Here is a 13,440-nt window from a genome sequence, read left to right on the forward strand (position 1 = left end):
TGGTCATTTGTAGCACAGGGGCGCAGTATCTCGCGAAACGGGCCTGTGCGCCTGAGGTTTTCAAGTATTGGGCGTTTTGGCAGCAGCAACCGCCCGTCAGGTATTAGCATGGCTATCAGTGTTTTCGACCTTTTCAAAATCGGTATTGGCCCATCCAGTTCGCATACGGTCGGCCCCATGCGCGCCGCCGCCACGTTTGCCCAAGCGCTGCGCGAGCAAGGCTTGCTCAACAGCACCCAGCGTGTCGAAGTACGCCTGTATGGTTCGCTGTCGGCCACTGGCGTGGGCCATGCCACTGATCGAGCCTGCCTGCTGGGCCTGATGGGACAATGGCCAGACCGCATCGACCCTGCCAGCATCGATGCGCGCATCGGCCAAGTGTTGCAAGAGCATTGCCTGATGCTCGACGGCAGCCATCCTGTGGCGTTCGACTACGCCCGCGACCTGCTGCTGCTCGATGAAAACCTGCCCTATCACCCCAACGCCATGCGCCTGGAGGCGTTCGACCAGCATGCCAGCCTGCTGCACCAGACCTACTATTCGGTAGGCGGCGGGTTCATTGTCGAGGAGGCCGAGCTGACCGCGCCGGTGGGCCTGTCGCCAACCGTCACGCTGCCTTACGAGTTCGACAGCGCAGCCGAGCTGCTGGCGCTGTGTAGCCAGCATGGCCTGAGCGTTGCGCAGTTGATGATGGCTAACGAATGCGCGTGGCGGCCCAAGGCGCAGGTGCGCGACGGGCTGTTGCGCATCTGGGCGGCCATGCGCGAGTGCGTCGACAATGGGCTGCGCAACGAGGGCGTATTGCCGGGCGGCTTGCAGGTCAAGCGCCGGGCGGCCAAGCTGCATCGCAGCTTGCAGGAGCTGGGCAAGCCCAATGTCATCGGCTCTACCTTGAGCGCCATGGAGTGGGTCAACCTGTTCGCCTTGGCGGTCAATGAAGAGAATGCCGCCGGTGGGCGCATGGTCACCGCACCCACCAATGGCGCGGCCGGCATCATCCCGGCCGTGTTGCACTACTTCATGAAATTCAACCCCGGCGCCTGCGATGACGACGTGGTGGATTTCCTCCTGGCGGCTGCGGCCGTGGGCATCTTGTGCAAGAAGAATGCGTCAATTTCCGGCGCCGAGGTGGGCTGCCAGGGCGAGGTGGGCTCAGCGTGCTCGATGGCAGCCGCCGGCCTGGCACAGCTGCTGGGCGCTACGCCCCCGCAGTTGGAAAATGCCGCTGAAATTGCGCTGGAGCACAACCTGGGCCTGACCTGTGACCCGGTCGGCGGCCTCGTTCAGGTGCCCTGCATCGAGCGCAATGCCATCGCCGCGGTCAAGGCGATCAACGCTGTGCAGATGGCGCTGCGCGGTGACGGGGAACACTTCATTTCCCTGGACCGCGTCATCCGCACCATGCGCGACACCGGTGCGGACATGCACGCCAACTACAAGGAAACTTCTCGCGGCGGCCTGGCCGTTGCGTTCGTGGAGTGTTGAGCACCCTGCGCTTCAGCGCAGGGCAGTCGAACCCGGGCTGCTGTGCATGGCCTGTTTGAACAGGCCCTTGAGTTGTTCGTTGCCCGCGTCAATCAAGTGGTTGTCATCGAAGTACAGCGGCCTGCCGTCCTTTGAACCCATGCACTTGCCGTCCGGGCAGAGGTAGGGCACCGGGTCAACGATACCTGCGTGGCAGCGTTCGGCCGCCGTCTCGATGGCTTCCAGGGCCAGGCGGTTGCGGGCCTGGTAATCGCTCACAGGCGTGACGATGTCGCTGTTCATGCCCAGAAGCCGGTGCTGCAGGGTCAGGCCCTTGTAGACACTGAACGGCATTTCCGGCACCGGCTTGACGATGTACACCGGGCGATTTTGTGCCAGCATGCACACCGTTTGGGTGTAGGTCTGGATGAACTGCTGCTCGAATTGCGGGCCGCTTTGGTGCTTGTCGCCGTTGAAGTAGACGCTGTAGCCACTGTGCCGGCGCTGGTCGGTATACAGCGCTGCGCGGCTGAACAAGAACAAGGGTACGCCAGGGTAGTCCGTGGCCAGTTGGGCGAACTTGTCGGCGTTGAAGGCTTTGCAGTGCTGCTCGACGTCCTTGTCGCCCATTTCGAAGTCGATCAGGGTAGGGCAGCCGGCCCGTGCCCAGCCCATCGCCGCGCCGGGGTTTTCCAGCATCAAGGCCGCAGCGGTGGATTGGGCATGGCTGTCGCCCAGCAGAAGGGCCGAGATATCGCCGGTGCCCAATACGCACTGTGCGGCCCCGTACGGGTTGGTGTCGCAGTGCTGTGCGTACAGCTTGCTGTCGTACTCCGGCTTGCCGTCATCGTGGGCCCAGCGCAGTTGCGGGTTGTGCTTGATTGCCGAGGCCACGGCCCCTGCCGCCGCCACCCACACCAGGCCCATGCCTGCGTAACGGGCAAGGCCCAGTACCGGGCGCTTGAGGGCGCGTGTCCTGCTTTCGATCAACCCATAGGACGCCGCGCCCAGCGCAACCGACAACAGCACCGCACAGGTCACCGCGCGCCAGTCTTGCAGCAGCCCGCAGGTATAGAGCAACACCACCAATGGCCAATGCCAGAGGTAGATCGAATAAGACGTCTTGCCCAGAAATGCCAGTGCCCGGTTGCGTGCGAACAGGCTGTTGGCATTGGCGTGGATCACCAGCAGGGTGCCGATCACCGGTATCAGGGCCAGGTAACCCGGCCAGGTAGCGTCGTGGGGCAGCAGTGCCAGGGCGCCTGCAATCAGTGCAAGGCCCAAGGCTTCGCACAGTGCCGCTGCCCTGGGCGAAAGCGCGAGCGGATACAGGAACACCAGAGCACCGGCGAGCATTTCCCAGGCTCGGGTAGGCAGCAGGAAGAACGATGCGACCGGATGGCCTGGGCTGTAGAGCGCCGAGAATACCAGCGAGGCGGCACCAAGCGCCAACACAAGCCGCTTGAAGGTAGGCGGTGCGCACACGTTGTGCAGGCCCATCACGATCACGGGATAGATCAAGTAGAACTGCCACTCCACCGACAGCGACCAGGTGTGCAGCAGCCAGTTTTCCTGAAGCGGTGCGTCGAAATAACTGCCGTCACGGGCGAAATAATGGTTGGACGTGAACAGCAGGCTTTCCTTGCTGGTGCGCAGCAATTCCCGGTAGTCGTCCGTCGCCAGGAAGAAATACCCGAACACGGCCAGGGCGATGCACAACCCCAGCAGGGCCGGAATGATTCGCCTGGCCCTGGCCGCGTAGAAACCGATCAGCGAGAACTGCTGCTTGTCCAGGCCGCTCACGATGATCCGGGTCATCAGGTAGCCCGAAATCACGAAGAACACATCTACGCCGAGAAACCCGGCCGAGAACCCCGGGATCTTGAAGTGGTACAGCACGACCGATATGACGGCCAACGCCCGCAGGGCGTTGATGTTCTTGTGAAACAGCATGGGAGGGGTCCTGATCTGGCCTGGGCCGGGTGGCCCGCTTCCTTTTGGCATGGTCGGCGCGACCATGCATTTCGAGGGGCGCAGACTACCACATGGCCCATGGCCTGTACCTGAACGTCTTCACCCCAGGGCCTCGCGCAGCCGGTACCACAACATGCCAAGGGCCAGCAGGGGCGAGCGCAGCGCTCTGCCGCCGGGGAACGTGAGGTGGGGCACGGCGCTGAACACATCCAGCCCCTTGCTTTGCCCCAGCGCGATGCTCTGGGCAAGCAGCCTGGCCGTCCAGTGTGTGACGTTCAGCCCATGGCCCGAATAACCCTGGGCATAGTAGACGTTGGGGTGATCACGCAGTCGCCCGACCTGTGGGAAGCGGTTGGCCGTGATGCCGATCATGCCGCCCCATTGATAGTCGATGCGCACTTCGCCCAACTGCGGGAACACCCGCTGCACCTTGGGCCGCATGTACGCGGCGATATCGCGGGGATCGCGCCCGGAGTAGTGGCAGGCACCGCCGAACAGCAAGCGCCGGTCGACGGTCAGGCGATAGTAATCCAGCCCCACTTTCTGGTCACACAGGGCCATGTCTTGGGGAATGAGCGACATTGCGACCGTTTCCTCCAGTGGCTCGGTCACGACCACGTAGCTGCCCGCTGGCAGCACCTTGCCGCTGAGCCTGGGCTCCAGGCCCTCAAGGTGGGCATTGCAACCCAGTACCAGGCTGGCAGCGCGTACCTTGCCGTGCGCGGTGTGCACCGTTACGGTGGAGCCATGGTCAATGCGCAGCACCGGGCTCTGTTCAAAGATCTGCACCCCCAGGGACTGCGCCGCTCGGGCTTCGCCCTGCACCAGATCCAATGGGTGCAGGTGCCCTGAGCCCATGTCCACCATGCCGCCTGCATAACGGTCGCTGCCAACCACTTCGCGCAGGCGCTCTGCCGGCACCCGGTAGGTGTGAGGCTGGTAGCCCAAGGCCGCCAGCTCCTGCTGCTCGGCGGCAAAGGCAGCGAACTGGGCGGGGGTATTGGCCAGCTCGCAGAAGCCCCAGCGCAGGTCGCATGCTATGCCGTGGCGGGCGATGCGCTCAGCCACCAAGGTCACCGAGTCGATGCCTGCCTGCTTCAGATACCTCACGCCGTCCTCGCCCACGTACCGAGCGAAGCCGTTGACATCATGGCCGATGCCACGGATCAGCTGGCCGCCATTGCGCCCGCTGGCACCCCAACCCACGCGCCGGCCTTCGAGCAGCACCACCGACAGGCCGCGCTCGGCGAGTTCCAGTGCGGTGTTGACCCCTGTCAGGCCGCCGCCGACGACGCACACATCGGCATCGATTTCGCCGTCGAGGTACGGATAGCGGGTTGTGTCACGGGCAGTGGCCGCATAGTAGGACGCGGCATGTTCGGCAGATAAAGGCATGGGTAAGGCTCACTCAGCGATTGGACTTGATCTTGGTCCAGGCGCGCGTCATCAGGCGCATGATCTTCGGGCTTTGTGTCGTGGAGATGTACAACTTGTCCAGCACCTGCTGGGGTGGATAGACCTCGGGGTTGTTCACCAACGCCGGGTCCATGAATGCCTTGGCATCGGGGTTGGCATTGGCATAACCCACCGTCGCACTGACCTTGGCGATCACCTGTGGGTCGAGCAGGTAGTTGATGAAGGCCAGGGCCTGCTCGGGGTTGTTGGCATCCTTGGGGATGGCCAGCAGGTCGAACCACAGGTTGCTGCCCTCCTTGGGAATGCTGTAGGCGATCTTCACACCATTGTTGGCCTCTGCCGCGCGGTTGGCAGCCTGGAACACGTCGCCCGAATAGCCAAAGGCGATGCAAATATTGCCGTTGGCCAGGTCCGAGACGTACTTGGAGGAATGGAAGTAGGTGATATAGGGCCGCAGGGCCAGCAGGCGCGCCTCGGCCTTGGGATAGTCCGCTGTGTTCTCGCTGCGCGGGTCCATGCCCAGGTAGTTGAGCATGGCCGGGAACAGCTCATCGGGCGAGTCCATGAAGGCCACGCCGCACTGCTTGAGTTTCTTGAGGTTTTCGGGCTCGAACAGCACCGCCCAGGAGTCCACCCGATCGATGCCCAAGGCTGCCTTGACCTTGTCCACGTTGTAGCCGATGCCGTTGGTCCCCCATAGGTAGGGCACTGCATAGCGGTTACCGGGATCGTTCTGCTCCAGCAACTTGAGCAGCTTGGGGTCCAGGTGCTGCCAGTTGGTCAGCTTGCTGCGATCGAGCGGCAGGAAGGCGCCGGCCTGAGCCTGGCGTGCCAGGAAGTGGTTGGACGGCACCACCACGTCATAGCCGGTGCGACCTGCCAGCAGCTTGCCTTCGAGGGTCTCATTGGAGTCGAACACGTCGTACACCACCTTGATACCGGTGCTGGCCTGAAAGTCCGCCAGCGTCGTGTCACCGATATAGTCGGTCCAGTTGTAAACGCTGACCGTCGGCGCTGCCTGGCTGGTGGCCGCGAACAACAGGGTGAATGCAGAAGGGATCAGGGCTTTCAGGTAATGCATGACGACACCTCGTTGGCATTGTTGTGGGTGTGCGGTGCTAAGGGGCCGCGTTGCGGCCCTTGCAGGATCAGACGCTCAGCATCAGGAACTCGCGCTCCCATGAGCTGATGACGCGCTTGTAGTTCTCATGCTCGGCCCGCTTGACCGCCACGTAGCCCTGCACGAATGACTTGCCCAGGTACTGTTGAACGGTCTGGCAGTCTTCCATGTGCTGCAGCGCATCCTCGATGGTGATCGGCAAGCGCAGGTTGCGCCGTTCGTAAGCCCGGCCCTGGACCGGCGCGCTGGGGTCGATCTGCTCGACCATGCCCAGATAGCCGCACAGCAGACTGGCGGCGATGGCCAGGTAAGGGTTGGCGTCTGCGCCCGGCAAGCGGTTTTCCACCCGCATCGACTCGGGCGTGGACGTGGGAACGCGCAGGCCTGCGGTGCGGTTCTCTTCGCCCCACTCGACGTTGACCGGGGCGGAGGTGTCCGGCAGGAACCGGCGGAACGAGTTGACGTTGGGAGCGAACATCGGCAACAACTTGGGTATGTACCGTTGCAGACCGCCGATGTGGTGCAGGAACAACTGGCTCATGGTCCCGTCATCGTTGGCGAACACCGGCTTGCCGGTGGCCACGTCGAGCACGCTTTGGTGCAGGTGCATGGCACTGCCGGGTTCATCGGTGATGGGCTTGGCCATGAACGTGGCCGCCACGTTGTGCTTGAGGGCCGCTTCGCGCATGGTGCGCTTGAACACTGTGATCTGGTCGGCCAGGTCAAGCGCGTCACCGTGGCGGAAATTGATCTCCATCTGCGCAGGGCCGTCTTCATGGATCAGGGTGTCCAGGTCCAGCCCCTGCAGTTCGCACCAGTCGTAGACGTCCTCGAACAAGGGGTCGAACTCGTTGGCCGCGTCAATGGAGAACGACTGGCGCCCACTCTCGGCACGCCCGGAGCGGCCCAGCGGCACCTGCAATGGCAGGTCCGGGTCTTCGCAGCGCTGGGTGAGGTAGAACTCCATCTCAGGGGCCACGATGGGTTGCCAGCCTTTATCGGCATACAGTTGCAGCACTTTCTTGAGAACGTTTCTAGGTGACAGCTCGATCGGGTTGCCCTGTTTGTCGAAAGTGTCATGGATCACGATGGCGGTCGGCTCGATGGCCCAGGGAATTTGGTACACCGCACTGGGGTCAGGCCGGCAGATCATGTCGATGTCGGCCGCATCGAGCAGGCTGTAATAGATGTCATCGTCGACATAGTCGCCGGTGACGGTCTGCAACAGTACGCTCTCGGGCAGGCGCATGCCCCGTTCGTGCAGGAACTTGGCGGTAGGGGCGATCTTGCCGCGGGCGATGCCGGTCAAGTCGCTGATGACGCATTCGACCTCGGTGATGCGGTGCTCTTTCAGCCAGGCGGACAGCTGATCGAAGGGGGCGTTCATACGGACCTCTTGAGGTTATCGGTGAGTGCGCGGCATCACAGGTGAACAGGCATTGGCTTCCCAGTCGACGCGCTGGCGACTATCTTGGTCGCAGTCCCGGCTACGATCTATCCACTTTCTACGCTGTCGAATGCACCATAAGAGTGCACAAAGGATGTCGCGTGAATACCGCAGATGCCTTGCAGGTCCAGGCTTACCACACTCACGATGTTACCGAGCAGATCCGCGTCACACCTGGGTGGCAGCAGCACTACCGGCAAATGTCGCCGGGTCATTTCAGCGGCGAGCTGCGCTGTCTGGGACTGGACGGGCTGCAGGTGTACGAAGAGCGGCTCAACACCCGGGTGGAACAATTCTTTCGACCGCCTTCGGGCTCGCTGACCTTCTGCTTCGACCGAAGCGAGAACAACCTGTACCTGCTCAATGAGCATACCCGCAACATCTGGATCACCCCCGAGCATTACCAGGAAGTGGCCGTGGTGTTCGAGCAGGCCTTCCTGCTCAGCCATGGGCTTAACCTCGAACGCCTTGATGGCCTGTTCATGGTGCCGCTGGGCAGCGGGCAAACGGCGCTGTTCGGCAGTTGGCTCAGCGCCACGCTCACCCACCTGGGGCAGTCACAGGGCTGTGTGCAGGGGCAAGCCCTGGCCGAGCAACTGCTGCAGGATTGCCTGTTCATTCTGGATAACGCCTGCCAGCGCCTGCAGGGCGTGGCATTGGGGCAGCGGGGGGAGGCAAGGGCCATCATGCGCCGTGTCAGTGACTGGGCCGCCGATTGCCCCGAACAGACCCTGAACCTGGTCGAGCTGGCCAGCGTTGCAGGCGTTTCGCTGCGCCAGTTGCAGCAGGCATTCAAGGCCTTCACAGGGATGACCCCTGCGCACTGGTTGCGGCTAAGACGCCTGAACGGCGCCCGGCGGGATCTGCTCAATGGGGCCAGCGGCACGGTGGCCGAAGTAGCGATGCGGTGGTCATTCTGGCATTTAGGAAGGTTTTCAAACAGTTACAGGCATTTGTTCAAAGAATTTCCCAGCGACACGCTGCGGCGCGCCAAGGGTTGAGTAGTCCCCGAATTGCGGCATGACGATCCAAGGGTTCTTGGTGCCTGCATCAGGGCAATAAAGTTGCTATCGTGCCGCCCTGATAAACACCTGAGGTGCCGATGTTCTACCTGCCTTTGCCCAGTGACCAGGCCGACAACCTCGCCGCCGGCACCTGTGCCGATTCACTTGCCTCGGCCAGTGTGCTGCAAGCGGCTGCCGTGCTGTTCGTCCAGCGCCTGGCCAGTCAACGGACGCCGCTCACGGCCGACGCCCAGGAGCGTCGCTTCGCCGAGGTGCTGCGCATTGCCCAGCAGGTCGAGCAGGCAGCGCCCGGGCGTTTTCAGGCGCAGGTGCAGCAGCAATTCGACCGCGAAGTGTTCGCCATGGGCCTGGGCATGCTGGGCGAAAATGGTGTTGCGCTGTTGTCGCCTGAGGTTGCTCATGCGCCGGACGAGTTGCTGGACGATCAGGGGCAGTGGAACTACCAGTTCGCCGATCTGTACCGGCAGCGCGTCACGCCCCTGCATGCCGTACACCTGCCGTCGCTGGCCAGCGATCTTAGGCTCAGTGATCAGCAAAACCGTCTGTTGCGTGAGTTTCTCAGCGGGGTGGACGAATCGGTGGCTGTGCAGGGTTTTGCAGGCACCGGCAAGACCTTTCTGATTCATCAGTTCGCCAGGTTGCTCGATCCGCAGCGCACCTTGCTGCTGGCCCTGACCGAGGGGCAGCTGCGGGCGCTGCAGGCGCGGGTAAAGGATGCAAAGGCCTACACGGCCATGACATTCGGGCAACTGGCCGATGAGCTTTTAAACCGCGACCTGACCCGCACCGGCTGGCGATTGCGTGACCCGTACCGCACCCGGCAGTCCTGGCGACCGCAGGAGGCGCAGATCGTGCGCTGGCTCGGCTTGCCCGACGTCGGGCCGCTGGCCGCCGTCGACGTGGTAGGCGTGTGCGTACGCGCGGTGCGCGCCTTTTGCCACAGTGGCGACGCGCAGATTGACTTGCACCATTTGCCGTCGTCCGTACCGGGTATCACGCCGCTGGACCAGCACGTGCTGCTCGAAACGGCGCGCCTTTACTGGCAGGCGCTGATCCGCCCCCCGGCCAGGGATATTCAGTTGCCGCTGCGCGATTATCACCGGGTCAAATTGCTTGCCCTGACCGGCTACCTGATCGATGCGCGATATACCCACGTCATCGTGGACGAAGCCCACGAATTGTCAGCGCCCATGCTCGAGGTGCTCGACCGTAGCCCACAATCGGTGATTGCGCTGGGTGACGAGTTGCAGAACCTCAATGGCCTTAGCGCCCATCATGGTGGGTTCATTCGTCAACGCTACATCGACCATTCATTGCGGGTCGGGCCGGCCATGGACAATGTGCTCAACCCGTTGATTCAAGCGCATCCGGCTGCCATCCAGGCCGCGTTCAGCGGCAGTGCCGAGCATTACACACGCGTCAGTTTCTTCGACAGCGTGACCGTGCCCCAGCAGCCCACGGCCTTGATCGTCGAGGACGAATGGGGCCTGTTCGGTTGGTTCCAGCGCCTGACGCATCTTGGCGTTGCGTTCGTGATGCTGCACGGGGCACGCAAGGACTTCGAGCTGTTTGTCGAAGACTGCATCGAGCTGTACCGCCACGGTACACGCCCGCGGCACCCGATGCTGTTCCGGTACGCCAGCTGGCAGGCGCTGGCCGAGCACAAAGGGGACGACAAGGCGTTCATCGCGGTGGCTTCGATGCTGGGCAAGGGATATACCTCGCAGCATTTTGCCAAGGCCAAGAGCCGCTACCGCTGGGACAAAGCGCCCAAGCTGTTCCTGGGGCGGGTACGGGACGTCAGGAACATGGAGTTCGCGCGGGTGATGGTGTCGCCAGAGCTGATGGTGCCGCAACAGGTGCCAGGCAACCGCAACGAGCGCGCCCGGCTGCTGGCGGGGTTGTATACGGCGTGTTCCAGGGCTCGGCACGAGCTGATCGTGCCAGGTGGGATGCTCGATTGGGTGAAGGATCAGGGGCGCGGCTGATGGCAGGTGGAGCGTGGGATCAGTGCTGCACGCGTGATCTGCGGTGATGGGTGTATGGGGCCTTGTAGGGCAGGGGGCCAGTCTAGGCGTTATAAAGCCGGGGCCGCTGCGCGGCCCATCGCGGGGGAGCGTCAGTTTTTGTGTGCAGGCCGGTAGCGGCCTGCCGTCCGGCAGGCCCTGATTTTCACCAGGTTGGCCTGATGCACCGATCCTCGTACAAAATTGCGAATTGATTCATCGCACTTGCCAAGCGTGCGCTGCTGAGCCCCAGTTTCCCGTGAAGTTTCTCAGCCCCAGCCAGATCAGGTGGGTAGCTGCTTCATCGTTCGGGAAATGACCCCAAACGCCGGGGGCATCCTCGATAGCTTCCGCAGCTGTCAGGCATCACCGAACTGCTCTGGCAGCTCTTTAGAGATTTGGGACAGGTCACGCAGGCATATGTTTTGGTTGATATACACGCACCTCTCGCTAATGTGATGCCCGAACATAAAATTTCCGACACCCAGGTTGTACGAAATTGCCGATTAAGTGTGATGGGATGAAAATAATACTCGCCTAGTGCATGACAGGAAATCGTTTCACTGTTGATATTTCATTGATATGGATCAGCTCATCGATAGTGCTAGGGCTGCATTTTTTGAATGCAGCTTTGGTGATTCGGCATGCCGGCTCGGAGGTTGTGGGCATTTAAGCCATGAGGTGTAGGAACATTCCCTATTTTTAAAAGGGGCTAGCGCAGCAAGAAAATATGCATCATGTTTGTCAGTGAAGCACTTCCGGGTAGTGCTGCTGGTCAAACGTTATCTCGAAATTCACTCAATTATATTTGATCCGTTTTGTTGGGGTTGGGTGGCGCTTTTCAGAGAGCGCTGGTCCCTCCAGGAATCCCGGTTTGCAGGAGGCGGCATGGCTTCAAATAGTTTTCAAAATGAGGTGCCAAAGGCACGAGTCAATATCAAGCTAGATCTGCATACAGGCGGCGCCCAGCGCAAGGTGGAACTTCCGCTGAAGCTCATGCTGATGGGGGACTACAGCAACGGCAAGGAGCAGCGTCCGCTGTCAGAGCGGCCGAAAGTCAATATCAACAAAAATAATTTCGACAGTGTGCTGTCTGACCTCTCTCCGAGTCTCAAGCTTGTTGTTGAAGATAAGCTGTCGGGCGACGGCGGCGAGACACCGGTCGAACTGAGTTTTCAGCGCATGAAGGACTTCGAGCCAGAGCAGGTTGCTCGGCAGATCCCGCAGTTGCGTGCACTGTTGGCGATGCGAAACCTGCTGCGTGAGTTGAAGGCCAATCTTCTGGACAACGCAACGTTCCGAGCTGAACTGGAGCGGATTCTCAAAGATGAAGCGCTAAGTGACGAGCTGCTTAAGGAACTCGCTGCCCTTGCACCGCAAAGCAAGCGCTAGAAAACCATCATCTCGACAGACGGGAAGCTAATAAATGTCCGAAGAACAATTTTCTGCGCAATCGCGTGGCGCCACTGTGCAGGTGGAAGAGAGCCAGAGCGTCTATCACGCGCTGTTTGAAAAAATAAATCTTGAGCCGCTTGGTCAGATGGGCGGTATCGAGGTGTTCCAAAGTGTCGATGCATTGTCAGAAGCGACAGCTAATGAGCGCGTGACTGCATCGGTGAGCGTTTTTCTGGACCGCCTCAAGCAAGTCTCTCCGAAGGTGGAGAAACTGGACAGGGCTCTGTTAGATGAGCACATCGCCTCGATTGATGCTCAGATCAGCAGCCAGCTGGATGCGGTCATGCATCATCCGGATTTTCAGCGGGTCGAATCAATCTGGCGTGGCGCGAAGTCGTTGATTGATCAAACGGATTTTCGTCAGAACGTTCGGATAGAGCTGCTGGATATCAGCAAAGAGCATTTGATGCAGGACTTTGAGGACGCGCCTGAGATCGCTCAAAGCGGAATGTATCTGCATACCTATACTCAGGAATACGATACGCCTGGCGGTGAGCCTATCGCGGCGGCGGTTTCGAATTACGAATTTGGACGAGGGGCGCAAGATATCGCGCTGTTGCGCAATGTTTCGAAAGTGGCAGCCGCGGCGCACATGCCCTTCTTGTGCTCGGTTGGCCCGGCGTTCTTCGGCAAGGATACCATGGAGGAAGTTGCTGCGATCAAGGATATCGGCACCTACATGGAGCGCGCTGAATACATTAAATGGCATGCCTTTGCGCAAAGCGATGACGCCCGATACGTGGGGCTGACGATGCCCCGTGTGTTGGGGCGCCTGCCTTATGGGCCTGACACGAACCCGGTGCGACTTTTTAATTATGTGGAGCAGGTTAAGGGGCCGGACCACAGCAAATACCTGTGGGTGAGTTCGACATTTGCATTTGCAGCCAACATGGTCAAAAGCTTTATCGCCAATGGCTGGTGCGTTCAGATACGAGGGCCGCAGTCCGGTGGGGCTGTCAAGAACTTGCCGATCCATTTATACGACATGGGGACGGGTAGTCAAGTTAAGATCCCTTCGGAAGTGATGATTCCGGAGACCCGAGAGTTTGAGTTTGCCAATCTGGGCTTAATTCCGCTCTCCTATTACAAGAATCGTGACTACGCGTGTTTCTTCTCAGCCAACTCAGCGCACAAGCCGGCTATCTATGACACAGCGGAGGCCACGGCCAATAGCCGTATCAATTCACGATTGCCGTATGTGTTCTTGCTTTCACGTATTGCTCATTATTTGAAACTGATCCAGCGGGAGAATATCGGCACCACCAAAGACCGACGCCTGTTGGAATTGGAACTCAATAGGTGGGTCAGTGGCTTGGTCACCGAGATGACCGATCCTGGCGATGACCTGCAAGCCTCTCACCCGCTGAGACAAGCAAAAGTGGTTGTCGAAGACATTGATGACAACCCGGGCTTCTTCAGGGTCAAGTTATTTGCTGTGCCGCATTTCCAGGTTGAGGGTATGGACATCAACCTCTCCTTGGTTTCGCAGATGCCCAAAGCAAAATCTTGATTGCGGTTGCAGGAGTGTATGAC

The 13,440-nt window shown here is 60.6% G+C and carries 9 protein-coding genes and 1 pseudogene; 5 read left to right on the forward strand and 5 right to left on the reverse strand.

Features of this window, described 5'->3' with window-relative positions; genetic code table 11:
- Positions 1-108: 108 nt before the first annotated feature.
- The gene (locus ACF8E5_RS01135; RefSeq protein ID WP_326383425.1) at positions 109-1,485 is read left to right on the forward strand and encodes an L-serine ammonia-lyase; all 1,377 of its coding nucleotides are present in this window, start codon (positions 109-111) and stop codon (positions 1,483-1,485) included.
- Positions 1,486-1,497: 12 nt separating this feature from the next.
- On the opposite strand, the gene ACF8E5_RS01140 is transcribed toward ACF8E5_RS01135, so the two are convergent.
- The 4 genes from ACF8E5_RS01140 to ACF8E5_RS01155 all read right to left on the reverse strand — a co-directional run bounded on the left by ACF8E5_RS01140 (position 1,498) and on the right by ACF8E5_RS01155 (position 7,361).
- Positions 1,498-3,417, reverse strand: a complete 1,920-nt coding sequence (locus ACF8E5_RS01140; protein ID WP_078478656.1) for an acyltransferase family protein — start codon at positions 3,415-3,417, stop codon at positions 1,498-1,500.
- A 120-nt stretch (positions 3,418-3,537) separates the two neighbouring features.
- Positions 3,538-4,833, reverse strand: a complete 1,296-nt coding sequence (locus ACF8E5_RS01145) for an NAD(P)/FAD-dependent oxidoreductase (RefSeq protein WP_392474784.1) — start codon at positions 4,831-4,833, stop codon at positions 3,538-3,540.
- A gap of 13 nt (positions 4,834-4,846) precedes the next feature.
- On the reverse strand, positions 4,847-5,935 hold the full coding sequence (locus ACF8E5_RS01150; RefSeq protein WP_196121889.1) for a polyamine ABC transporter substrate-binding protein: 1,089 nt from the start codon (positions 5,933-5,935) through the stop codon (positions 4,847-4,849).
- 67 nt (positions 5,936-6,002) lie between these two features.
- Positions 6,003-7,361 (reverse strand): glutamine synthetase family protein, encoded by a 1,359-nt coding sequence (locus ACF8E5_RS01155; RefSeq protein WP_058639236.1) that lies wholly within the window; start codon positions 7,359-7,361, stop codon positions 6,003-6,005.
- A 161-nt stretch (positions 7,362-7,522) separates the two neighbouring features.
- On the opposite strand from ACF8E5_RS01155, the gene ACF8E5_RS01160 reads away from it, so the two are divergent.
- Positions 7,523-8,422, forward strand: a complete 900-nt coding sequence (locus ACF8E5_RS01160) for a helix-turn-helix domain-containing protein (protein WP_196125509.1) — start codon at positions 7,523-7,525, stop codon at positions 8,420-8,422.
- Positions 8,423-8,523: 101 nt separating this feature from the next.
- Positions 8,524-10,434, forward strand: a complete 1,911-nt coding sequence (locus ACF8E5_RS01165) for a hypothetical protein (protein ID WP_392474785.1) — start codon at positions 8,524-8,526, stop codon at positions 10,432-10,434.
- A 184-nt stretch (positions 10,435-10,618) separates the two neighbouring features.
- Here ACF8E5_RS01165 and ACF8E5_RS01170 read toward each other — a convergent pair.
- A pseudogene (locus ACF8E5_RS01170) lies at positions 10,619-10,773 on the reverse strand (IS256 family transposase); the annotation flags it as partial.
- A 567-nt stretch (positions 10,774-11,340) separates the two neighbouring features.
- Between ACF8E5_RS01170 and tssB the strand changes: the two are divergent.
- Together tssB and tssC are read left to right on the forward strand one after the other, a co-directional pair.
- Positions 11,341-11,844, forward strand: a complete 504-nt coding sequence (tssB, locus tag ACF8E5_RS01175) for a type VI secretion system contractile sheath small subunit (protein WP_100851429.1) — start codon at positions 11,341-11,343, stop codon at positions 11,842-11,844.
- Between the two features lie 34 nt (positions 11,845-11,878).
- Positions 11,879-13,417 (forward strand): type VI secretion system contractile sheath large subunit, encoded by a 1,539-nt coding sequence (gene tssC / locus ACF8E5_RS01180; RefSeq protein ID WP_197844948.1) that lies wholly within the window; start codon positions 11,879-11,881, stop codon positions 13,415-13,417.
- Positions 13,418-13,440: the final 23 nt, after the last annotated feature.

This window comes from Pseudomonas sp. WSY_20 (genome assembly GCF_043104335.1).
In the GTDB taxonomy this organism is placed as follows: domain Bacteria; phylum Pseudomonadota; class Gammaproteobacteria; order Pseudomonadales; family Pseudomonadaceae; genus Aquipseudomonas; species Aquipseudomonas parafulva_B.

What these genes read in the sequence shown, in the direction of transcription:
- ACF8E5_RS01135 (WP_326383425.1), top strand. Translation starts at nt 109, where the DNA reads ATGGCTATCAGTGTTTTCGACCTTTTCAAAATCGGTATTGGCCCATCC.
- ACF8E5_RS01140 (WP_078478656.1), bottom strand. Translation starts at nt 3,417, where the DNA reads ATGCTGTTTCACAAGAACATCAACGCCCTGCGGGCGTTGGCCGTCATA.
- ACF8E5_RS01145 (WP_392474784.1), bottom strand. Translation starts at nt 4,833, where the DNA reads ATGCCTTTATCTGCCGAACATGCCGCGTCCTACTATGCGGCCACTGCC.
- ACF8E5_RS01150 (WP_196121889.1), bottom strand. Translation starts at nt 5,935, where the DNA reads ATGCATTACCTGAAAGCCCTGATCCCTTCTGCATTCACCCTGTTGTTC.
- ACF8E5_RS01155 (WP_058639236.1), bottom strand. Translation starts at nt 7,361, where the DNA reads ATGAACGCCCCCTTCGATCAGCTGTCCGCCTGGCTGAAAGAGCACCGC.
- ACF8E5_RS01165 (WP_392474785.1), top strand. Translation starts at nt 8,524, where the DNA reads ATGTTCTACCTGCCTTTGCCCAGTGACCAGGCCGACAACCTCGCCGCC.
- tssB (WP_100851429.1), top strand. Translation starts at nt 11,341, where the DNA reads ATGGCTTCAAATAGTTTTCAAAATGAGGTGCCAAAGGCACGAGTCAAT.
- tssC (WP_197844948.1), top strand. Translation starts at nt 11,879, where the DNA reads ATGTCCGAAGAACAATTTTCTGCGCAATCGCGTGGCGCCACTGTGCAG.